17 protein-coding genes are annotated in these 22,911 nt (G+C 45.6%); 9 read left to right on the plus strand and 8 right to left on the minus strand.

The genetic code is table 11. The features are described from left to right. Positions 1-152: 152 nt before the first annotated feature. Together L1D15_RS06110 and L1D15_RS06115 are read left to right on the plus strand one after the other, a co-directional pair. Positions 153-1,733: a S8 family peptidase gene (locus tag L1D15_RS06110; protein ID WP_239875011.1), complete on the plus strand. Its 1,581-nt coding sequence runs from the start codon at positions 153-155 to the stop codon at positions 1,731-1,733. A 225-nt stretch (positions 1,734-1,958) separates the two neighbouring features. Further along, complete coding sequence (locus L1D15_RS06115; RefSeq protein ID WP_239875012.1) at positions 1,959-3,389, plus strand: amidohydrolase; 1,431 nt, start codon at positions 1,959-1,961, stop codon at positions 3,387-3,389. Positions 3,390-3,452: 63 nt separating this feature from the next. Here L1D15_RS06115 and L1D15_RS06120 read toward each other — a convergent pair whose 3' ends face one another. Continuing rightward, positions 3,453-3,983, minus strand: coding sequence for an AAA family ATPase (locus L1D15_RS06120; protein WP_239875013.1), 531 nt, complete (start codon positions 3,981-3,983; stop codon positions 3,453-3,455). Between the two features lie 203 nt (positions 3,984-4,186). Between L1D15_RS06120 and L1D15_RS06125 the strand changes: the two genes are divergently transcribed. From L1D15_RS06125 to guaD, 5 genes are all read left to right on the plus strand, one after another. After that, positions 4,187-4,918: a GntR family transcriptional regulator gene (locus L1D15_RS06125; protein ID WP_043009752.1), complete on the plus strand. Its 732-nt coding sequence runs from the start codon at positions 4,187-4,189 to the stop codon at positions 4,916-4,918. Positions 4,919-5,230: 312 nt separating this feature from the next. Continuing rightward, positions 5,231-6,676 carry a xanthine dehydrogenase small subunit gene (gene xdhA, locus L1D15_RS06130; RefSeq protein ID WP_275658288.1) on the plus strand — a complete coding sequence of 482 codons (1,446 nt, stop codon included), beginning with the start codon at positions 5,231-5,233 and terminating at the stop codon, positions 6,674-6,676. Then, positions 6,669-9,059: a xanthine dehydrogenase molybdopterin binding subunit gene (gene xdhB / locus L1D15_RS06135; protein WP_239875014.1), complete on the plus strand. Its 2,391-nt coding sequence runs from the start codon at positions 6,669-6,671 to the stop codon at positions 9,057-9,059. The genes xdhA and xdhB overlap by 8 nt, the downstream gene beginning before the upstream one ends. A gap of 37 nt (positions 9,060-9,096) precedes the next feature. Continuing rightward, complete coding sequence (xdhC, locus tag L1D15_RS06140) at positions 9,097-9,948, plus strand: xanthine dehydrogenase accessory protein XdhC (protein WP_239875015.1); 852 nt, start codon at positions 9,097-9,099, stop codon at positions 9,946-9,948. Positions 9,949-9,978: 30 nt separating this feature from the next. Continuing rightward, positions 9,979-11,316 carry a guanine deaminase gene (gene guaD, locus L1D15_RS06145; protein ID WP_239875016.1) on the plus strand — a complete coding sequence of 446 codons (1,338 nt, stop codon included), beginning with the start codon at positions 9,979-9,981 and terminating at the stop codon, positions 11,314-11,316. A 39-nt stretch (positions 11,317-11,355) separates the two neighbouring features. Here the strand turns inward: guaD and L1D15_RS06150 are convergent, their stop codons facing one another. From L1D15_RS06150 to L1D15_RS06165, 4 genes are all read right to left on the minus strand, one after another. After that, positions 11,356-13,461, minus strand: coding sequence for an ATP-binding protein (locus L1D15_RS06150; RefSeq protein ID WP_239875017.1), 2,106 nt, complete (start codon positions 13,459-13,461; stop codon positions 11,356-11,358). Between the two features lie 5 nt (positions 13,462-13,466). Then, positions 13,467-13,967, minus strand: a complete 501-nt coding sequence (locus L1D15_RS06155) for a hypothetical protein (RefSeq protein ID WP_239875018.1) — start codon at positions 13,965-13,967, stop codon at positions 13,467-13,469. 235 nt (positions 13,968-14,202) lie between these two features. Then, positions 14,203-16,326 (minus strand): TonB-dependent siderophore receptor, encoded by a 2,124-nt coding sequence (locus L1D15_RS06160; protein ID WP_239875133.1) that lies wholly within the window; start codon positions 16,324-16,326, stop codon positions 14,203-14,205. 139 nt (positions 16,327-16,465) lie between these two features. Beyond that, positions 16,466-17,398, minus strand: coding sequence for an AraC family transcriptional regulator (locus L1D15_RS06165; RefSeq protein ID WP_239869503.1), 933 nt, complete (start codon positions 17,396-17,398; stop codon positions 16,466-16,468). Positions 17,399-17,817: 419 nt separating this feature from the next. On the opposite strand from L1D15_RS06165, the gene L1D15_RS06170 reads away from it, so the two are divergent. Further along, the gene (locus L1D15_RS06170; protein ID WP_239875019.1) at positions 17,818-18,975 is read left to right on the plus strand and encodes a hypothetical protein; all 1,158 of its coding nucleotides are present in this window, start codon (positions 17,818-17,820) and stop codon (positions 18,973-18,975) included. Between the two features lie 187 nt (positions 18,976-19,162). Beyond that, the gene (gene nhaD / locus L1D15_RS06175) at positions 19,163-20,596 is read left to right on the plus strand and encodes a sodium:proton antiporter NhaD (RefSeq protein ID WP_239875020.1); all 1,434 of its coding nucleotides are present in this window, start codon (positions 19,163-19,165) and stop codon (positions 20,594-20,596) included. Positions 20,597-20,658: 62 nt separating this feature from the next. Here nhaD and L1D15_RS06180 read toward each other — a convergent pair whose 3' ends face one another. From L1D15_RS06180 to L1D15_RS06190, 3 genes are read right to left on the minus strand one after another with little or no spacing between them, the layout of a single operon-like run. After that, positions 20,659-21,024 (minus strand): hypothetical protein, encoded by a 366-nt coding sequence (locus tag L1D15_RS06180; protein ID WP_239835777.1) that lies wholly within the window; start codon positions 21,022-21,024, stop codon positions 20,659-20,661. Next, positions 21,015-21,506: a methylated-DNA--[protein]-cysteine S-methyltransferase gene (locus L1D15_RS06185; RefSeq protein WP_239869479.1), complete on the minus strand. Its 492-nt coding sequence runs from the start codon at positions 21,504-21,506 to the stop codon at positions 21,015-21,017. Before L1D15_RS06185 ends, L1D15_RS06180 begins: the two co-directional genes overlap by 10 nt. Next, positions 21,503-22,867, minus strand: coding sequence for an AlkA N-terminal domain-containing protein (locus L1D15_RS06190; RefSeq protein WP_239875021.1), 1,365 nt, complete (start codon positions 22,865-22,867; stop codon positions 21,503-21,505). Before L1D15_RS06190 ends, L1D15_RS06185 begins: the two co-directional genes overlap by 4 nt. Between the last annotated feature and the right edge of the window lie 44 nt (positions 22,868-22,911).

The following is a 22,911-nucleotide window of genomic DNA, read 5'->3' on the forward strand; positions in this document are numbered from 1 at the left end:
AACTAAAACAACAATATGCAACAACATGAATAAATGCATAGTTTGAAAATTGTAATCAGGTTCTCTTCGAACCATGAGAACCCATTTTGCATGCTTGTAGTTTGTAGTAGGCCATGTTCAACACTCTCTTTTACAATTCAAAGGAAGACAATATGTTTAAGAAATTATTAAGTTGTTGTATCGCCTCGACTCTTACAGTGATCTCAACCTCGGGGCTAGCACAACAAAACGAGGGAGGAGCCATCACATCAGACAACCACATGCTCGCGCCTTTAGTCACAGCGTCAGCAAAGACCGCAATTAAAAACCAATACATCGTCGTGCTCAAGCAGCCGATGACGCTCAGCAATGACGCCCAAGCACTTCAACAGTTCACTCAGCAAACCGTTTCTGGTTTAGCCAGCCAACACGCTTTAAAGATCGATAAAGTCTATGATCGTTCTTTAAGCGGTTTTGTTGCAACCCTATCAGCTGAGCAATTGAAAGCCCTTCGTGCTGATCAACAAGTTGATTTTATTGAGCAAGACCAAGTCATCTCACTTGACCCAGTTGTCTCTGCCAATGCCACTCAAACCAATCCAGTTTGGGGGTTAGACCGAATCGATCAGCGTGATTTGCCACTCAGCAACAGCTACACCTACAACTACGATGGTTCAGGTGTGACCGCTTATGTGATCGATACCGGTGTGACCAACACTCACGTCGAGTTCGGTGGCCGCGCGAGTTCCGGTTATGACTTCGTTGACAATGACAATGATTCCACCGACTGTAATGGCCACGGTACTCATGTAGCGGGAACGATTGGTGGTTCACAATACGGTGTGGCGAAAAACGTCAATATCGTAGGTGTGCGCGTACTGAGTTGTAGTGGCTCAGGTACGACTTCAGGCGTCATTGGCGGTGTGGATTGGGTAGCGGCAAACGCTTCTGGCCCATCGGTCGCTAACATGAGCTTGGGTGGTGGTGTCTCAACCGCGCTTGATCAAGCAGTTGCCAGCGCTGTTCAATCAGGCATCAGCTTTATGCTCGCAGCAGGTAACTCCAACGCTGACGCTTGTAACTCCTCACCGGCTCGCGAACCTAGCGGTGTGACTGTAGGCTCAACCACCAGCAGCGATAGTCGTTCAAGTTTCTCCAACTGGGGGAGCTGTGTCGACGTATTTGCACCGGGTTCAAACATTAAATCCGCTTGGTACGATGGCGGATACCGCACCATCAGTGGTACATCCATGGCAACGCCTCACGTAGCAGGTGTCGCAGCTCTGTATCTACAAGAAAACAACTCACTGTCACCTGCTCAAGTATCAACACTGATCAGCGAACGTGCGAGCGTAAACAAAGTCAGTGATACTAAAGGTACCGTGAATAAGCTGCTATACAGCCAAACTGACAGTGGTTGTGAACCAGATTGTGGTACGCCTTCTCCAGATGGTGAACTGACTAACGGCACACCAGTGACTGGTATCAGCGGTAGCCGCGGTGAGCAGAAGCATTACTACATCGACGTGACCGCCGGTCAGACATTGACTGTCACCACTAGCGGTGGCACAGGTGATGCCGATCTCTACGTTCGCTTTGGCGCCAAACCAACGACTAGCTCTTGGGACTGCCGCCCATATCGCTACGGCAACAGTGAGACGTGTACAGTGTCTAGCACTCAAAACGGTCGCTACTACGTGATGCTTAATGGCTACACTAGCTTTAGCGGCGTCAGTGTCCAAGCTAACTACTAATTCAGCACCTCAACACATAAATGCCAGTCAGTGTTTGCTGACTGGCATTTTTTGATCCGATACATGGACAAGTCTGTTATTTTTAAGCAATGATAATTTACTTAATTCGGTAACCGCACTGACTTAAAACTGTCATATTTCAGTGTTAGGCTGGCGCGCTTTTTTACACACAGATAATTTTTCTCTTACTATCGATACGTTTCGAAAAGAGGTTTCAGGGCATCCATGAAAAAGCAAACACTCTCGATTGCTGTCGCAGCAACTCTTCTCTCTGGCTGTGCTCAATTAACACCAGAAAACCAAGTGGATCTGATGATCACCAACGGTCAAGTTTTGACCATTAACGCCGATATGGACGTGATCGACAATGGTGTCGTTGTCATTAAAGATGACACCATTGTGGCGATTGGTGGGCAGGAACTAATTGAACAATACCAAGCAAAACAAACTATTGATGCAGACGACGGTATTGTACTACCTGGTTTTATTAATGCTCATAACCATTTGCCAATGATAGCCTTTCGTGGCCTTGGCGAAGAAGGGATTTCCAATCGTCTGTTTGCCTACTTCTTCCCATTAGAAGGCGAAAAACTCAGCCGTGAATTGATTTATAACGCCACAAAACTCGGCACTATCGATCTCGCTCAAAGTGGCGTAACGACCTACGCCGACATGTATTACCATATGGATGAAATGGCCAAAGCGACCAAAGAAGTGGGGCTGCGCGCGGTATTAGGTGAGACAGTGATAAAGTTTCCCGTCGTTGATGCCAAAGAACCCTATGGTGGCATCGAATACGCGGAACACTTTATCGATACATACAAAAACGATCCACTGATCACTCCAGCTTACGCACCTCACGCCGTTTACACGGTCAGCAAAGAAAAGCTGCAACAAATCAATCAGCTGTCAAAACAACATGATGTTCCTGTACTAATCCATGTTGCCGAGTTCCCGAATGAGCAGGAGCGCATCAAAGAGGAGCACAACGCCAAGTCTCCGGTTGATTACTTGGCACAGATTGGCGCACTGGATGAACGCACCGTTCTGGCTCACGCCATCCACCTATCAGAACAAGATCAACAACTGATCAAACAGGCTGATGCAGGTGTGTCATACAACCCAATGGCCAACGCCAAAGGTGCAACAGGTATTGCCCCAGCATGGGAGATGTATCGATCTGGTATACGTATGGGGCTGGGTACAGACGGGCCAATGAGCTCCAATCAAGTCGATCTATGGCATACGCTCAGCTATTCCGCCAACATGCAAAGGCTGAAGCATAACGACCGTACCATCATGATTCCCCAACAAACCATTGAGCTGGCTACCATCGGCGGCGCAAGAGCCCTACATATGGAAGACCAAATCGGTTCATTGGAGAAAGGTAAAAAAGCGGACATTATTATTGTAGAAACACAGTCTGCGAACATGATGCCAAACTATGACCCGTACGCGACTTTGGTATACCAAGCTAACCCAAGCAATGTTTCAACTACCATCGTCAACGGACAGGTCGTCATGCATGAAGGTGAAATGGAAACCGTTCAGTTGGACGACATTCGCCATAGCGTTGAAGCCTTCGAAGCCGATATCAGTGAATTTGCTAAAGAACTGGCCAAGAAAGCGATTAAATCAAAAAGTTTAATGGACTAAATGTACTGGCAGGGCTTTGCGTAAGCCCTGCCCAAATCGAAATGAATTGATTCCTTTCGATGCTCAACTTAATTGCTGCAAAAACCGTTTTGCATGTCGAGGGCTAGTCAGACGAATAAAACGAATATGCTGGTAACGCGGGTTTGTCATATCTGCGAGATAGCGTTGGCGATTAGAATGGTACGTTTTCAATGTCCATAGAATGATTGAATCACGGCTGAAAAAGGATTTCACAATACTCTCGGTATTCCCTGTCCCGGGCCACAGCTCTTTTTGCGTCAAGCAGCGATACACTGCTCGTGTCACTGCTTGATACAGCGTTCTTAACCTTGAGTAATCAACCCAGATAACCGTGTCCACCTCTTTCCACTTTATTTCACGGCTACGATTGTAATTACCGTCCAGCACCCAATACGGCTGCTGAGTGGCCTCCTCTATCTGAGCAAAAAACTCATCATCACTCGACTCTTGCCAGTCGGCTTTCCAAAATAATCGGTCCATTTCGATGTACGGATAATTCAGTGTTTGTGCTAGTTGACGGCTGAAAGTTGACTTGCCGCTGCCACTGGTTCCCACAACATTTATCTTGTGCATAGCAACTCCCTGAATATCAGTTTCAAAAAAGGGGCGCGAGTAAAACACTTTATTAACAATCGCGCAAGAAAAATGGTTAGAATTTTGCGCCTTATACTTCACTTCTGTGGTTATCGACCTTGCCAATGCTAGCCACGTGTATACAAAGTGCAGTATCATTGTTTTATTAGGGAAATAAATAGGTTGAGGGTGACAAGCCGCCTATGGCAAATCTAAAAAATTCTGTGGCGAAAAACATTAAAACAAAAGTCGCCGGTCAAACGCAGGATGACGTGGTCTATTGCCACATCTTCGATGCGATACTTGAGCAACGGTTGCCACCAGCAACCAAACTGAATGAAGAAGCTTTAGCAGAGATCTTCAGCGTGAGTCGAACCATCATACGCCGAGCCTTGCTCCGATTGTCGATGGAACAGGTGGTCAGTATCAGGCCGAATCGCGGTGCGATGGTGTCTGCACCGACCAAAGAAGAAGCAAAACAAATCATCAAAGCGCGTGAAGTCATGGAGCTTGCCATTATTGAGCTTGCCGTTGAACATGCCACCAGCGCGAAGATAGAAGAGTGCCGACGCTTGGTAGAAAAAGAAAACGAGGCTTTCGATAACGGTGATTACGGTAAAGGACTTCGACTATCTGGGGAGTTCCACATTAAGCTGGCTGAGATGGCAAACAACGCCCCATTGCTCGCATTCCAGAGAAGCTTAGTGTCGCAAACATCACTGCTGATTGCCCAGTATGAAACTGGCAACCATTCAAACTGCTCTCAGGACGAGCATACCCAGTTGCTAGATACGATTGAATCTGGCGATACTGAGCAAGCTATCAGCCTGATGGAAGAGCACTTATCTCATATCCGTTCCAAGCTAAACCTTGATAGTAATGCTGCTTCAAACGACCTACATGTCGTCTTTTCGGATCTATTGAAGAACAAATAAGCAGCTAATTTTGCATTATCTAAGTCCGGCGCCTTGCCGGACTTTTTGTTTCTCACCATCAAGATTGTACACAAAATAAAATACAATATTAAATTTCTTTACGTTAAAATTTTTTACGTCAAAATAAACTTTAACATCATTAAATTCATAGACTTACTTTGCCACCACTCTTGTTAATGACACCTTTACCGGTCATCTAATGTTGCAATATTGTAAAATTAAAGTTGACCTTACAGTCAAATTATCCAATTATTGACCCAAAGGTCAGAAAATTATTATTGGAACAATAGTGTCAATGCACAAGGAGGTCTCTTGATTACTTTCCTACTCAATCAAGAACTCAGACAAGAGAGTGAGCTGTCACCAAATATGACAGTGCTGCAGTACCTGAGAACACATGTACAAAAAACAGGTACTAAAGAAGGCTGTGGCTCAGGTGACTGTGGTGCCTGTACCGTAGTACTAGGCGAAGTGATCGAAGGCCAACTTCAGTATCGCTCGGTGAATTCCTGTCTGACGTTCGTATCCGCACTACATGGTAAGCAGCTGATTACCGTTGAAGACTTGCAGAACAAAAACAAGCTTCATCCGACTCAGCAGGCGATGGTCGATTTCCACGGTTCTCAATGTGGTTACTGTACTCCAGGTTTTATCATGTCGATGTTTGCTCTGAGCAAGAACAAACCTGCGGCGAACAAGGAAGATGTCATGGAGTCTCTGGCGGGTAACTTATGTCGCTGTACCGGATACCGCCCTATTGTTGACGCCGCTTTGTCTCTGGCTTCTGATAAACCTTTGATGGACCAGTTTGTTGAGCTGGAAAAAGAGACCATTGCTCGACTAGAAGTTCTTCAAGGGCAACCCGCCAGTCTGAGCCAAGGCAACCTAACAGCCTATATCCCTCGTAGCATTGACGAACTGGCTCAAATTTACACTGCAAATCCAAAGGCCAAGCTGGTTGCTGGCGGTACTGATTTGGCTCTTGAAGTCACTCAATTCCACCGCGAGATTGAAACGTTGATCAGCGTAAATCTGGTTGAAGACATGAAAGTGTGTGAAGAAAGTGACGATGCTCTACACATTGGTGCTAACGTTGCGATCAGCGATGCCTACCAACTTCTGACTCAACATTTCTCTGATTTTGGTGAGCTGCTGCATCGCTTTGCTTCTCTTCAAGTCCGTAATCAGGGCACATTGGGTGGCAACATTGGTAACGCCTCCCCTATCGGTGATGCGCCGCCGCTTTTGATTGCACTGAATGCACAAGTGAAATTGCGCCGTGGTAAGCAGACCAGAATCTTGCCGATTGAAGACTACTTCATCAGCTATAAAGTCACCGCTCAGCAGGAAAGTGAATTTATCGAGCAAGTGATTATTCCTAAATCAAAAGCGAACGAAACCTTCCGTGCTTACAAGCTTTCCAAGCGTCTAGACGATGATATTTCTGCGGTTTGTGGCGCATTCAATATTGAGATTGAAGATAATAAAGTCATCAATGCCCGCATCGCTTTCGGTGGTATGGCGGCAACGCCAAAACGTGCAACGCACTGTGAAAATGCGCTATTAGGAAAAGAATGGACACAAGCAACCATTGATGCCGCGATGGCTAAAATCCATAACGATTTTGAGCCACTGAGCGACTTCCGTGCCAGCAAAGAGTACCGCTCAATGACAGCAGCGAACATGCTGCGTCGCTTCTACATCGAGCAGACTCATCACAACAACCAGATCGAAACAAGGGTAACGTCTTATGTCTAACGCACATCATCAGACCATGACTCAAGAAGAGATGGTCGCCATCGTAAAGCAGGATCTGAAAACCGGCGTTGGTAAAAGCGTAAAACACGACAGCGCTCCGAAGCAGGTCACAGGTGAAGCGGTTTACATTGATGACCGCTTAGAATTCCCTAACCAGTTGCACGTGTATGCACGTCTGAGTACGCAAGCTCACGCAAAAATCACCAAGTTGGACGTCTCGCCGTGTTACGAATTTGAGGGTGTTGCGATTGCCATCACCCACGAAGACGTACCGGGCCAGTTGGATATCGGTGCCATTCTACCGGGTGATCCTCTGCTTGCTGACGGTCTGGTTCAATACTACGGTCAGCCCGTACTTGCCGTTGCCGCGGATGATATGGAAACGGCACGCAAAGCCGCGCAAGCCGCCATTGTTGAGTACGAAGCCCTACCACCAGTACTCGACGTAAAAGAAGCGCTTGAGAAAGAGCTGTTTGTTACTGAAAGCCACCAGCAAAAACGCGGTGACTCAGCAGCGGCACTCGCCAAAGCAAAACACGTGATTGAAGGCGATCTGGAGATTGGTGGTCAGGAACACTTCTACCTTGAGACTCAGGTCAGCAGCGTGATGCCAACCGAAGATGGTGGCATGATCGTTTATACCTCGACACAAAACCCAACTGAAGTACAAAAGCTGGTCGCCGAAGTACTTGGGGTTTCGATGCACAAAGTCGTGATCGATATGCGTCGTATGGGCGGCGGTTTCGGGGGTAAAGAAACGCAAGCAGCAGCGCCGGCGTGTATGGCCGCAGTCATTGCGCACCTAACTAAACGCCCAACTAAGATGCGTCTACCTCGCATGGAAGACATGACCATGACGGGCAAGCGTCACCCATTTTATAACCAGTACAAAATAGGATTTAACGATGATGGCGTCATTGAAGGGGCTGACATCATCGTAGCGGGTAACTGTGGTTACTCTCCGGATCTGTCGAGCTCGATTGTCGACCGTGCCATGTTCCACTCAGACAACGCGTATTATCTGGGTGATGCTACAGTGACAGGTCACCGCTGCAAAACCAACACGGCGTCGAATACGGCTTACCGTGGATTTGGTGGCCCGCAGGGGATGATGACCATTGAGCATATCATGGATGAAATTGCCCGCTATCTGGGTAAAGATCCACTCGAAGTCCGTAAAGCGAATTACTACGGTGGTGAGGGGCGTAACGTCACTCATTACTACCAGACAGTTGAAGATAACTTCCTGCCAGAAATCACTGAGCAACTTGAACAAAGTAGTGACTATCACGCCCGTCGTAAAGCCATCGCTGAGTTCAACAAGCAAAGCCCGATCCTTAAGAAAGGTCTGGCGATCACACCAGTGAAATTTGGTATTTCTTTCACTGCGACTTTCCTGAATCAGGCTGGTGCGCTCATCCATATTTACACCGATGGCAGTATTCATTTGAATCACGGTGGTACGGAAATGGGTCAGGGTCTGAACATCAAGGTGGCGCAAATCGTTGCTGAGGAGTTCCAAGTAGATGTTGAACGTATCCAAATCACCGCTACCAACACAGACAAAGTACCGAACACATCACCAACCGCGGCCTCATCGGGCGCCGACCTCAACGGTAAGGCCGCCCAGAACGCCGCACTGACCATTAAACAGCGTCTGATCGACTTCGCAGCCAGTCACTACAAAGTGTCAGCAGAAGAAGTGGTGTTTAAAAACGGTATGGTCATGATTCGTGAAGAAATTCTGACCTTCGAAGCCTTTGTTCAGCTGGCCTATTTCAACCAAGTATCGCTATCGAGCACTGGTTTCTACCGCACACCAAAAATCTACTATGACCATGAAAAAGCGCGTGGCCGTCCGTTCTACTACTTCGCGTACGGTGCCTCTTGTTCAGAAGTCATTGTGGATACCCTGACAGGCGAATACAAAATTCTGCGCGCAGACATTCTGCACGATGTAGGGGCTTCTCTTAACCCAGCAATTGATATTGGTCAGGTCGAGGGTGGCTTCCTGCAAGGTGTAGGCTGGCTGACCACAGAAGAGCTGATCTGGAACGAACAAGGTCGTCTGATGACCAACGGGCCTGCCAGCTACAAGATTCCGGCGATCGCCGATATGCCTATCGAGTTCCACACTCACCTTCTGGAAAATCGAGCCAACCCAGAAGATACCGTGTTTAACTCCAAAGCTGTCGGTGAGCCGCCATTCATGCTCGGCATGTCAGTGTGGAGTGCACTGAAAGATGCCATTGCCTCAGTTGCCGTTGAAGGTGCTATACCTAAATTAGATACGCCAGCAACACCAGAGCGTGTGTTGATGGCAATCAATGAGGTAACGCAAACGCAACAACAAGTGGCAAAACAGAACACGCAAGAGGTTTAAGCGGTTATTCAAGGGGTTACCGTTCAAGGAGAGACGTATGTTTAAGGACAATTGGATTCATGAACTGGCACAGCTAGAGAAAAACAGTGAACCTTGCGTGATGGTGACCGTATTGGAAGACCGTGGCTCAGTGCCACGGGATGCGGGCACAAAAATGTTGGTCACTCGCGACCGTTTGATTGCCACCATTGGTGGTGGTCATCTGGAGCACATCGCCACCAAAATGGCGCGTGAAATGCTGCTCGCGGGTGAACGTTCACTGAAAGTAGAGCGCTTTAATCTCGGGGCTCGCTTAGGTCAGTGTTGTGGCGGAATGGCAACACTGAGCTTCGAGCCAATTGGCACCGCGCAAAAACATCTAGTGGTATTCGGTGCTGGCCATGTTGCCAAAGCCCTTTTACATATCGTCTCGACGCTCCCTTTCCGTGTCACTTGGATTGATGAGCGTGAAGACGTATTCCCTGACGAGATCCCTCGCAACGTAACCAAGTTGGTGAGCGATGATCCTGTCGCTGAAGTACGCGACATGTCACCAAATAGCTACTATCTGGTCATGACGCACAATCATCAACTCGATTTTGAGTTGGCAAAAGCCATCATCGATCGCGACGACAGCGCGTATTTCGGCATGATAGGTTCGCTGACCAAACGTAAAAAATTCGACATGCGTTTGGCGCAGCGCGGCTATAACCAGCAACAAATAAATACGATGATTTGCCCAATTGGAATCAGTATGGTGAATGGAAAACATCCTGCTGAAATTGCGGTATCGGTTGCGGGTGAATTAATCGCACACTATCAGGGAATTTCGCTTGAAGAAAAACGCCCTACGCCACACAGTAAAGAAGAACAACTGAGCGATTCATCATTGGAAGAGAAAATCGCCTAGCCCCAAAGAGGGCCTTTAAAGGAAGTAAACATGACAACTCAACGTAAAGCTTATCGTGCAAGCCTTCTGCACAGTATTGCTGACCCAAAAGACGTCGGACTGGAAAACTCGTATCAGTTTTTCGACGACGGTCTTCTCGTGGTAGAAGACGGCCACGTCGTCGATATCGGTGAGACAGAAGAGGTGCTTAAAAGGCAACCAAAGAACCTCAACATCACCGAATATGAAGACAAGCTGATCACATCAGGTTTTATTGACACCCATATTCATTATCCGCAAACAGGCATGATCGCCTCCTACGGTGAGCAACTGCTCGACTGGTTAGAAAACTACACCTTTCCAGAAGAAAGGCGTTTCAAAAATCCGGTTTACGCGCATAAAGTCGCGAAGCTATTCTTCAATGAGCTAGCGAGTAACGGCACCACCACAGCACTCGTGTTTGGTACGGTACATAAAGAGTCGGTCGACGTGTTCTTTGAAGAGGCAGAGCGCCGCAACTTGCGTATGATCGCAGGGAAAGTCCTAATGGATCGCAACGCACCACACTACCTGACCGATACGCCAGAATCTGGTTATGAAGCGTCTAAAGAGCTGATTGAAAAATGGCACAACAAAGGCCGACTGCTTTATGCGGTTACGCCCCGTTTCGCTCCAACCAGCACACCGGAACAGCTGGCGACTGTAGGTAAACTTCTGGAAGAATATCCAGATGTGTACATGCATACCCACCTTTCAGAGAACAAGAAAGAGATTGAATGGGTACTTGAGCTGTTCCCAGAGCGCGACTCTTATCTGGATGTCTACGACCATTACGGACTGCTGCATAAGCGCTCTGTGTTTGCTCACGGCATTCATCTCTCTGATTGTGAATGTCAGCGTTTGGCAGAAACTGAATCGGCAATTGCCTTCTGTCCAACATCGAATCTGTTCCTTGGTTCTGGTCTGTTCAAACTACCTAAACTGGAAGAACATGGGGTTCGCGTCGGTATGGGCACCGATGTCGGCGCTGGTACCAGCTTCTCGATTCTTGAGACAATGAGTGAAGCGTATAAGATCATGCAGCTTCAACAGGAGAAACTGCATCCATTGAAATCCCTGTTCTTAGCAACACTGGGCGGCGCACGTTCACTCCACCTTGAAGACAAAATTGGTAACCTTGAAATGGGTAAAGAAGCGGACTTTGTCGTGCTGGATTTACATGCAACTCAACTGATGCGTTTCCGAATGGAGCAGGCCAAAACCTTGGAAGAGAAGCTGTTTGTGCTGATGAGCCTTGGCGATGACCGCACTGTTTCTAAGACGTACATCTATGGCGAGAAAGCCTATGACGCAGAGGGACGTATCGACGCAAAAAAGTTCGCTAGTTAGCCTTTAGCGCCTCTGTGCCACAGAGGCGCTTACCATTCCTTATGCGTATCTCTCTAACATCCCCTTCAACCACTCCAACTTAAATGGTTTAGAAAGCACATTATCAAACCCTTGCTCTAAATAGTTTTGTACATCACTATCAAATGTATTGGCGGTCAAAGCAATAATCGCAGTGTCTGGAGCCAGGTTATCCTGCTTTATCTGTTTAAGAGCTTCTAACCCATCCATTATCGGCATTTGTATGTCCATGAATATTATGTCAAACCGCTCTCGGCTCAATAAATCGATGCACTCTTGGCCGTTATTAACGGTAGTCACATCGGCTTGTAAGGTCGCCAACATTTTTTGAGCAACAATTTGGTTCATGCGAATATCTTCAACCAACATGACGGATACCCCCGAAGCATTTTCCTCAGGTATCGTATTCTTTTGTGGTAGCAAATCCGCTTGATCAAGTACAGGGAGACTATGAAGCAAACTGAACAAGTCATAAGGTTTACTTAATAGGGTCATGTTTTTTCTCGTGGGCAGCGTTACATCAATGTTGCCATACACAATAAGCTTTGCGTCATCAGGGCAATTTGTGTGCTTCAATGTTGTTTCCAGCGTGTCATTTGAGCTCAGATAACACAACACCGTCGACCCTTGAGGATCGTACAACCCTGCCCTATTTAACTCTTCGATAATAAAATCAGCCGCATCATCGTTATCCGCAATCACTCTCACTGTCCCCGTTGCTCGGTTATCTTCTAATAGCGGAGTTGACTCAATGACATCAACGGGGATTTCCACCTTAAACTCACTGCCTTTCCCTAACGAACTCTCTACACTGATTTCCCCCCCTAATAAAGAAACTAGGGACTGGCATATTGGCAACCCAAGCCCCGTGCCTCCGTACTTTCGGGTAATAGAGTCATCAGCTTGAGTAAACTCTTGAAACACTTTGTCTAACTGCTCTTGGTTCATACCAATCCCAGTATCTCTGACAACAATATTCAATTTCTCAGCTTGCGAATTAAGGGATATTTGAATATCAACATGGCCTGACTCCGTAAACTTGAGCGCGTTGTAGCCGAGGTTGTTGATGATTTGTACAAGCTTGGTTTTATCCGACCTTATTTTGTAGTTTCGCTCTGAAAATGCTGAGAAAAATACATCCACACCTTGCTGCTTATCGAAGTTAATGAATACCGTTTTGGACACATCTATCAGTTCACTAATAAAGAACTCATCGCTTTCTAGCTTGGACTTCCCTTGCTCTATCTTGCTCAGGTCTAGAACGTTATTAATCAGCTTGAGGAGGTGCTCTCCCGAGCTATTAATCATTGAGAGAAAGTGTTGGGTTTGCTCATCAGAAGCTTGGTAGTATTCTTTCTGACTCAAACCGATAATCGCATTCAAGGGAGTGCGCATTTCATGTGACATGTTGGCAAGAAATCGTGCTTTAGCCATAGAACTCTGCTCAGCATTGCGCTTCGCTTCTTCCATAACCTTGGTTCTTTCCTCTAAATCTTTAGCTAGCTGAGTCTGACTCAAATACATCCTAGAAATAACACCAATTATCAGCATAGAGCATAAGAAAATGATGCCTAAGTAGACATATTGTTTGTTATAGAAAGACTCTTTGAAATCGAGAAACTCAATCTGCTGACGTTGTACCTCAGCAACAAAATCTGCTAGGTAAATGTTCAAGCGTGAATAGGTACTATCAATTTGTTCCACGACTTGATCCGTACCCTCGCCGCTTGCCTGCGTTAGTTTGTCGATAGCATCAAAGACAGATGTAATCTCAGCAATGACTTGCTGAAGTTCCTCTAAGTTACCAAACTTGGCATGCACTCTCTGTGTTCTCTCCGCGAGAAGATCCTGTAGGATACTCGACTTATAAACTCTGGATGTAAACTTGAGCTTTGACAGGCTTTTCTTATTTTTTAGTGCCGAGAAAGACAGTACTTCAGATTTGACAAATAATAGCTTTGTTTTAGCAGAGATGTTGTTGTTAATGATGGTGACATAAGGTTCAGAGGCAATGTTTTTGATCTCTGAAACAGAATAGAAAACGTAGCCGATAACCACGATAAGCACAGCGCACAGCGCTGCAACAACCACAACAAAATGGCGCCCTCTATTCCAAAACCTCTCCATATGGGTCACTCAATAACAATCTCTCGAACCTGCCACACGGATAAACTGTAAAACAGATCCGTTTGTATTTCGGGATGGTCGGTGAAGGGAAAAACAACAAAAAATGGGCCTTTGTCATCAATGGTCATTTTAGTACCATCTTCGTGTGTCGCGAGCAAGACACCATACTTCTTGATGTCTGATACTGGAATACTGACAACGTATTCATCCCAAGCTATCACTTTTACTGTCGAGCCTTGCGCTCCGACATAATCCAGTAAGGCGCTCAATGTTGGCCCTTGGTATTCAACAACATTAGACACAACATGGTTACTGGTCTTAATCACCCCATGCTCAAGTTGCTTTATCATTGCAGAATCAAATTCCACACCATCAGCAGTATTGGACTGAGTTATATCTCCAGAGACCCAAAGTATAGGGTCACCTTCCGGCACGGGTAGCGCATAAACCGTACTGGCTAACACCACTCCAATAACCAAAATGCTGAACCGTGTTGCCTTGCGCATAGAGCCCCCTTACCTATTCTTTTTAGCCATTCATACTATTTATCAGTATTCAGGTTCAGTATAGACAAGGATTGATTAAATGCCTCTTCAAGCCTTTGAAGTAGCGACAGAACTTAGAACTTGATGAGGAAAAAGCGACCTAAGTCAGAGCCGCTTACTATGCGCCAAACTCGGTACCATTTGCTAAAAGCAACTTTAGTGGTAGGAGTGAACCATTAAGACTAAATAATGGTCATTAGAACTCGTATTTGACGTTCACTTCAACAGACTGCTCTGCACCAAACCAACAGTTATATTGGTTGTAGCAAGAGTAGTATTCTTTATCAAATACGTTGTTCACGATTAAGTTCGCCGTTGCTCCAGCCAAGGATTCACTTGCATGACCTAAATCATACCCAACTGACATATCTACCGCAGTGTACGATGGAACTTTGCCCTGAGTGTTGGCCGCATTCATTTCCATTTCTCCCACATAACGGGCACCGCCACTGATACGAGTACCCGCAAGTAGACCAGTAAACACCTTGTAGTTGGCCCAGATATTCGCACTGTGCTCTGGTACGTAGATTGGCGTGTTACCTTCTAGGTCATTGCCTGAGTCTTTGGTAATTTCCATATCAAGATAGGTATAGGATGCTGCAATATCTAGACTCTCGGATGCAAACCAACGGCCTTCTAACTCTATTCCTTGAGACACCGCTTCACCGACTTGAATACGAGGACCATATACGTTGCTTGGATCCGTCATCAACATGTTCTTCTTGGTGATATGGAACAATGAGGCCGTTGCTGTTTTGAACATATCCGCTGACATGTATTTCACACCCACTTCCACTTGTTCGCCCGTTTCAGGGTCAAAAGCTCTATTGTTTTTATCTACACCGGGCGCAGGTTCAAAACTGGTCGCGTAGCTTGCAAACGGTGACAGGCCATTCTCTAACTCATACAGCACACCGACACGATACGTGAAATGATTGTGATCAGACTTTGTCGAGTAGTACACGCTTTCTGATTCATACTGATCGAAGCGACCACCACCAATCAGTACCAGTTGATCAAGTCGAACCTGATCTTGGAAGTAAATACCTAGCTGTTTCGATTCGCTATCATCTAAATATTCACTTGTTTTAGTCAGATCATCTCGATCCAACAAATTATTGTTTGGATTGAGCGGTTCAAACTTCCCGAACCCACTTGAAGCATCAACACCATACTCGGAATAAACCGTGTTCCCGTCCATAGACTGGTAATCAATGCCAAATAACAGATTATTTTCAATGCCCGCTATGTCAACGATACCAGACACTTGATTATCAATAACAAACCCTTTTAGCTCTTCATCTGTCGAGTAAGGAGTGCGAGTGAGCGTTCCATCAGAATTCAGTCCCGCTGTGTGGTAGGTGTTCTCTTGATACAAACTTGCATCAATGAAACGAGCGTTTTGTAGCAACGTCCAGTTTGAATTGAATTCGTGGTTGATTTTATAACCCACCATTAAAACTTCACGTTCAAGCTTACTCCAGTTCACATCCCCCATCGACACGGAAGGAGCGCTCTTTTCTAACACCTCTAATGGCATAGAAGAGTTAATGCCCATTGAAGGGTCATTCTGATAGTAAACATTAAAGTTAACCAAAGTTTTGTCTGTTGCCTGCCAATCCAAGCTCGGAGCCAACACATAACGCTCTTCTTCGGCATTATCAACTTGGCTGTCTTGTTTACGTGCCAGCGCAATTAAGCGATATGAAAAGTCACTGTCACCAATTTGACCTGTCGTATCAATCGAGGCTCGCATCAGATTTCTTGAACCGGTGGCAACACCCACTTTGGTTGACGCTTCTTCTTGAGGTGTTTTGGCTATCATATTGACCATACCACCAGGAGGCATCGCACCATACAGTACAGAGGTGGGACCTTTAAAGATCTCCACTTGCTGGAGCGCGATAGGATCTACCTGAGGTTGCAAGTTCCAGCCTGTTAGGTGGAGCATCGACAGACCGTCATAGTAATTGAGGTTTTTTGTCTGGAAACCACGTATGGTGAAATCATCAAACATGGTTACCGAGCTACCTCGGTTCTCAGTCGCGACACCCGGTACGTATCGCAATGCTTGATTGATAGAAGTGACACCACGCTGTTCAAGCTGCTCTCCTTCAATAATCGAGATACTTTGTGGTGTTTCTTCAGGTTCTAACGATGTTTTGGTTGCCGTATTGCGATAGGCTTTGCCCATCACAGTGATGGTTTCTAGTTCAGTTGTATCTTGACTGACTTCATCCGCAGCCATTATGGGGGCTGAAAAGGCGGTAAGCAGCGCTAAAGTAAGTGTTGAGCGCTTAAAATTTTTTGGAGTTGTCATGTGTCCCTCAAGTACCAATGCTTTCTTATCAAGAATAAATCTCATTTGCATTCTACAAACCTGAGAAACAGGAAAGTTAACAATTTGGTGCATCTTACGCGAAATAATTTAGTTAACTATCAGTAGGTCGTTCATTTGATCATTGAGACAAGCGTTCAACAGGAATCCAATATTCCATAACTGCATCGGTATCATGTTGATTGTAATTGGCGGGATAGCATTCGAGTTCATAACCATCTATGCCGCGATAGCCAGAATTAGGTAGCCAATTAAGCAGAAACCACTCCAGCGTTTTTGGCAAATGCACCACCGGGCCACAATGTTTAACAACCGCGTACGTTTGTGCGGGCACCACCAAGGTGCTCAGTTCAGAAGAGATGACAGAAGGCAATTGAGGCAGAAGCAGGTCATCGGTTAACTCCACCCCTGCCCAATATTCCATATTACTGCCGTCAAAATGGCTTTGGGTGACATCAATGACGCCTGTCAAAGCAAGCTGCCGCTCAGTTTCGTCTGGGATGGTTTGCTCTAACCGGCGCCACAGTGCAGGGACTTTTTGCTGAAAGTCAGGATTGATTGCGAATAAGCCATTAATTTCACCATGAAGCCCTTTTAGGAAAAACTCACTTTTGAATTCCACTTTCACTTCAACGAAAAGAGGACAGGCCTCTTCAGCCGTGCGTTGAGAGACCTGAATGGGTTTACGTAACCCCGTTCTGAGACCTTGTTTACGATAAGCTCTGGGACTGAGGCCAAACACTTGCTTGAACGAGCGACTGAAGCTGATTTCTGAGCTAAAGCCAAGCTCCAGAGCGATATCAATCACCCTATCAGAAGTGTCTATCAACCTTTCAGCTGCCTGACTGAGTTTGAGCTCTCGAACATAAGTGGCCACAGCCATGCCTGTTTCTGTCTGAAATACGCGCTGCAGTTGCCAGCGTGACCAACAGCTTTGGCGGGCAATATCATCCAGTGATAGCGGTTCACTGATGTGCTGATGAATAAACGACAGTACCTTGCTTATCCGACTAAACGCGTTAGAAGGCTGTTCTATGGATTTGCCTGTCGTCATGCTGTATCTCAATTAAAATTGATAGGAATTCCGCTTACTTTAACAAACATGCAAATGAGAATTAATAACAATTGTAAATATCACCAATGACGGAAACCTGAAATTGAATTTTAACCCAAAAATAACAGATAAAAATTCAACTTAAGTTACAAAGATAAAAGAAAATAAGCCAAGATAAAATCCATAAAACTCACTGCTTTTTATAGACTAAAAGTAGAAACGCCTGTACATGGTTGAGAGTCCAGTAAAGGCAAGGCATTCAAAAATTATATTTGATTAAGCAATCATTAATTATAAATAAGAATGTACGCAACAAAACATTAATCATAATTTAATATTTGAGAAACAAACATGAGTATTTAACGATGATGGAGGTTAACTAACCAATGAAGTTCATATAAAACACAAGGAAGAACACAATGAAAATGCTCGGTGTTGCTATCGCTATTGCACCTTTTATCTCTTCATTCGCTATGGCGAATTATCAGGTTCAAACGACAGAACCAAATCGCATCTCTTTTGAATTTAAAAAAGTCGCAGATATTCCCGACTTCCCAAAAGTCGTGAGTGAGAGTAATCAGGTTATTGGTTTTGTAGACCCAAATTCCACTTGGCCAGATTTACCTGACTTTTCCTCACGAGCGATGTATCGCTGGAGTGAAAGTAAAGGCGTCGAATGGCTTATTACAGAAGACATCATTAGCTCAGATCCAAAGGATATTAACAATAATGGTGACGCCACCGCTAAAGTCTGTGATGCCAACTCTTGCTACTCTGCAATTTGGACAAACAAAGGCGACATCCAAAGTTTACAAGATGAAGTTGATCTACCAATCCAACAGTTTATTGAAGAAAATGAACTGGGGTCAGCGCAACAAATGGGGCAGGATAACATTAATATCAACGAGAATGGGCAGCTTGTAGGAACAGCAGTCTTTCCTGGTCCAGCAGGGGAGCGTGCCACACTGGCTTGGCGTTGGGATAAGAAATCAGGTTTAGAGATCCTAGAAAATGCGTCTGAGAATGTCATTTCTGAAGCCACTGATAATAACAACAAAGGCACAGTGGTTGGTAGTAGTTATAGCGATGAAATCAACAATGAAACCGCCACTTACTGGGATAAAAAAGGTCAAAAAAACCAAATCATACTCGAGCAGAGTGATTACCCTTGGGGCACACTCGCAACCGCAGTAAACAACTCCGGTCTTATTGCAGGCGTTGATCGTGTCAGCTATGCGAGCCCTTGGAGATATAGCATCAGCTCACAGCAAAGACTGCCTATGGAAGAGTCGACCTATGGTGGAACAAGAACCACTCATGTTCTAGAGAATGACTACATTGCAGGGGCAACTTCATCCAACTTCCCAGATGGGGACGACTTATTCCTAAGACCGGTACTTTGGGACAGTAAAGGTAACATTTATGACCTTAATGATGAATTCAATGATCCTGAAAATTACTTGGCAGGCTGGTTTGGTATTAACACAAGTTTGTTGATGGCTACACCGCTGCGTCCGAAAAGCGGAGGCTACTATGAAGGCGCTGCTGTGTATCAGTTAGTCGTAGTTCAAAAGTAAATACTAATCCCCCTCAACATACGTGTTGAGGGGCTCCAAGAGCTTTGCCAACTCAATGGCTAGAGTGCCTTTTTGAGAGAAACTGGCGATAATTCAAGCAGATCAAACCTATCTCACATACCAATAATCAAAACCTCTTTAGAATAGAGCCACCATAACAACGCACTTCTTTTCAAGGAATGAAAGTATGAAATTGCAGTGGTCCGCTTTTGTCGCCCTTTTATTGCTTCCCTTTTCGACTTTTGCAGCCAACAACACACATGAACCCTTACCATTAACTCAATCAACCATTGGCTATGTGGCTATTCTGATTTTCACCTGTGCATATGCATTGGTGATGTTAGAAGAATACCTGTCATTGAGGAAATCTAAACCTGTCCTACTTGCCGCTGGTTTAATATGGGCCATGATTGGCTATGTGTACTCGCAACACGGGCAAATCGAAGTTGCCAAATCAGCCCTCGAACATAACCTATTGGAATACGCTGAACTGTTGCTCTTCCTACTCGTCGCCATGACCTATATCAGCGCTATGGAAGAGAGGCGGCTGTTTGACGCACTGCAAGCTTGGATGGTCGGAAAAGGCTTTAATTACAAGTCGCTATTCTGGCTAACAGGTATTCTGGCATTTTTTATTTCCCCCATTGCCGATAACCTCACAACAGCTTTATTGATGTGCGCTGTGGTCATGAAAGTCGCGGGTAATAACCCCAAGTTCATCAACCTAGCGTGTATCAATATCGTTATCGCTGCCAATGCTGGTGGAGCATTTAGTCCATTTGGAGACATTACGACATTGATGGTGTGGCAAGCCGGCTATGTTTCTTTCTCTGAGTTTATGCCCTTATTCTTACCTTCCGTTGCTAATTATCTCGTGCCTGCGATTATTATGTCGATGTTTGTGCCGAGCACCACACCGGATGTTGTCCACCAGCACGTAGAACTTAAACGCGGGGCACGCCGAATTGTGGGATTATTCATTCTAACTATTGCCACCGCTGTCGCTTTCCACGCCGTACTGCACTTCCCACCAGTGATTGGGATGATGATGGGCTTAGCCTACCTTCAATTCTTTGGCTTCTTCCTACGTAAAACACTCAAAGCTTCTCTGCATAAAAAAGCCGCACTTGCGATTGCAAACCGAGATGATCTTGCCTTAAAAAGACTGGGGTCTGTTGTACCATTTGATGTATTCAGAAGAGTATCTCATGCAGAGTGGGATACGTTACTTTTCTTCTATGGTGTCGTCATGTGTGTTGGAGGATTAAGTTTACTCGGTTATTTAGGCCTAGTGTCAGAAGTCATGTACAGCCAATGGGATCCAATTTGGGCCAACGTCATGGTCGGGATCCTGTCTGCCATCGTCGATAATATTCCCGTCATGTTCGCTGTTTTAACCATGGAGCCAGAAATGTCAATGGGCAACTGGTTACTGGTAACCCTAACTGCGGGTGTCGGTGGTAGCTTACTCTCGATTGGTTCTGCTGCGGGTGTCGCTCTGATGGGCGCCGCACATGGTAAGTATACTTTCTTTGGTCACCTCAAATGGGCTCCCGTAATAGGTATTGGTTATGCTGCAAGTATCGCGCTGCACCTCATGCTCAACTCAGCACTCTTTTAACGATAGTGTTTACCAAAGAAGGGCAGCTAATATGCTGCCCTTCTGGGGTTTTACCTTAACGATCAATCCAACCGGCGCTGCCAGACACTCGCCAATTGATACTTCGCACATACACTGCACGTTAATGCTTCTTTATCCCCATGGATACGCATAACGATATCGTCTCTCTTTTCCTTTGAGCTATTACGCATCGTAATAGTGAGAAAATTATCCTCGACTGAGAAAGGTTTCGTAATTTCTGGAGCCCCCACACGACTAATGGTGACCATTGCATCTTTGAACAACAGCAAATCTTGTGAGTATAAATTTTCATATACTCCTTCAAACTCATAGGTTTGCTGATTGATCATTCGTTCAAGTTTTTCTTCAAAACATCCTTGCAGCATGAACATTGCTAGCAAGGAGACTATTCCTTGTTTTAACCGCATTCCTCAGGTTCCCAATGCTCTATTTTCAACAATGCTGCTTTCCTTTCCAGCCCGCCCGCGTAGCCCGTTAACTTACCACTTTTACCTATCACTCTATGGCAAGGCACAATCACCGAAATAGGGTTCTTGCCGTTTGCCAACCCCACGGCCCTAACCGCTTTTGGGTTGCCTATCGCATCGGCAAGCTGCTGATAACTCCATGTTTCACCAAACGGTATTGTGGTTAATGCTTCCCACACCTGTTGCTGAAATATAGTCCCTTCTGCTGCTAATGGTAGCTCAAATTCCTTACGACTACCGGAAAAATACTCTTGTAACTGTTTGATTGCTTTAATAAGTATAGGATGATCTTTATCGTTTTTGCCTAACTCTTCAGGTTGTGTGGTCTGAGTCTCAAACCAAGCGCCCAACAAACCTTGCTCATTCGCCTGAAGAGTCATTTGTCCTAATGGCGTCTTAAAAGTGGTGTAGCTTTTGTTCATGCGTGGCTCCAGCAATGGAATGTGGCGTAACTCCCCCATGGAGATACACTTTCAACGTTCAGTTCAGGAAATTGATTCAGGGCTTTTTTCACGACTAAGTCTCCATCAAGGAAGCAGTTGGCCTCTGATTCTCCTCTTAGCCTCGCATAGTTGACTGTCCATGGCCCAATCCCTTTGACATCCAGCCATTGTTCTAAGTTTGCTTGTGGTTGTTCAACCATAAACTGTGCAAAGCTCGCTAATGTTTCTTTACGACTGTGCGGCATACGCAAAAAAGAAAGGTCCGCTAAGGCGACTTCTTGTGGAGTAGGAAAATGCGTCACCTCTTCAGGCTGTAAGGTTTTAACCAGCAAATTCAACTGCCCAATCGCAGCCTTGATCGATACCTGTTGGCCGAGAATCGCCCTGATTCCACCTTCCCAAGTGCTCCAAACTCCCGGAATACGAATTCCACTCCGTATTATCAAGTTAGGGCTAATCGAGTTCAGTTTTTGTTCTATAGTTAAAATATCCGTATCTAAGTCAAACATTCTGCGTAACTGGTTAACTAACGCCTTCAAGCGACGGGTATCAGATAACTCAAATTCGACCCGCATAACTCCGGGCTTATGATACCGAATCGAAAACCAGCCTCTCGTACCTTCGAGATCAAATTTTCTCTGGTAGCTTTCATGACTCACCCGCTCTAAGCCTTCAATGGCTCTCATACGGTAAAAATCCAACATATGCTGCCAATCCAAAGGGCCTTTGAAAGCCAAATCGATATAACTATTTTCCACTGGCATCACCGTTTGCTCTTTTCTCACTTGTGTGGGCGTTAGTTTAATGACCTGCTTAAATGCATCATTAAATCGCCGCACACTTTTAAAACCACTTGCAAAAGCAATATCTGTGACAGACATAGAGCTGGAGTGAAGCAGTTGCTTGGCGAACATCAATTGATGGTATAGCGCGTATTGCTTAGGCGCCATTCCAAGGTGGTCTTGGAAAAGCTGCCTCAAGTAACGATCGCTGATACCAAGCCGCCCCGCCAATTCACTCAGGCTGTGATTTTGCAGTTCACCATGCTCAATCATTTTCAACGCCCGAAGAAAAGTAGTCTCTACCCCTTTCCATGCCCAAGAACTAGGCGCGCTGTCAGGGCGGCAGCGCAAACAAGGTCTATAACCCGCTTGAAGCGCTTGTGCCTTCTCTACAAAATACTCGACATTTTCTTCTTTGGGCAGATTTGCTGGGCAGATAGGACGACAGAAAATGCCTGTCGTTTTGACTGCAACATAAAAGCGTCCATCAAAGCGCGCATCCCTTGCCTGACGAGCACTTTGACACTCTTGCAGTGTTATTGATGGAAGTCCATTCACACTCTCATTCCTACTATCTTTCAAACCCTTAACAAGAGTCTAAT

Origin of the sequence: Vibrio sp. Isolate25, assembly GCF_022398025.1 — a bacterium.
Lineage (GTDB): Bacteria > Pseudomonadota > Gammaproteobacteria > Enterobacterales > Vibrionaceae > Vibrio > Vibrio coralliilyticus_A.

Coding starts and splice junctions, on each gene's coding strand:
- guaD (WP_239875016.1), top strand. CDS start 9,979: ATGACAACTCAACGTAAAGCTTATCGTGCAAGCCTTCTGCACAGTATT.
- xdhB (WP_239875014.1), top strand. CDS start 6,669: ATGTCTAACGCACATCATCAGACCATGACTCAAGAAGAGATGGTCGCC.
- nhaD (WP_239875020.1), top strand. CDS start 19,163: ATGAAATTGCAGTGGTCCGCTTTTGTCGCCCTTTTATTGCTTCCCTTT.
- L1D15_RS06155 (WP_239875018.1), bottom strand. CDS start 13,967: ATGCGCAAGGCAACACGGTTCAGCATTTTGGTTATTGGAGTGGTGTTA.
- L1D15_RS06170 (WP_239875019.1), top strand. CDS start 17,818: ATGAAAATGCTCGGTGTTGCTATCGCTATTGCACCTTTTATCTCTTCA.
- L1D15_RS06160 (WP_239875133.1), bottom strand. CDS start 16,326: ATGACAACTCCAAAAAATTTTAAGCGCTCAACACTTACTTTAGCGCTG.
- L1D15_RS06125 (WP_043009752.1), top strand. CDS start 4,187: ATGGCAAATCTAAAAAATTCTGTGGCGAAAAACATTAAAACAAAAGTC.
- L1D15_RS06115 (WP_239875012.1), top strand. CDS start 1,959: ATGAAAAAGCAAACACTCTCGATTGCTGTCGCAGCAACTCTTCTCTCT.
- L1D15_RS06180 (WP_239835777.1), bottom strand. CDS start 21,024: ATGCGGTTAAAACAAGGAATAGTCTCCTTGCTAGCAATGTTCATGCTG.
- L1D15_RS06110 (WP_239875011.1), top strand. CDS start 153: ATGTTTAAGAAATTATTAAGTTGTTGTATCGCCTCGACTCTTACAGTG.
- L1D15_RS06185 (WP_239869479.1), bottom strand. CDS start 21,506: ATGAACAAAAGCTACACCACTTTTAAGACGCCATTAGGACAAATGACT.
- L1D15_RS06165 (WP_239869503.1), bottom strand. CDS start 17,398: ATGACGACAGGCAAATCCATAGAACAGCCTTCTAACGCGTTTAGTCGG.
- L1D15_RS06120 (WP_239875013.1), bottom strand. CDS start 3,983: ATGCACAAGATAAATGTTGTGGGAACCAGTGGCAGCGGCAAGTCAACT.
- L1D15_RS06150 (WP_239875017.1), bottom strand. CDS start 13,461: ATGGAGAGGTTTTGGAATAGAGGGCGCCATTTTGTTGTGGTTGTTGCA.
- xdhC (WP_239875015.1), top strand. CDS start 9,097: ATGTTTAAGGACAATTGGATTCATGAACTGGCACAGCTAGAGAAAAAC.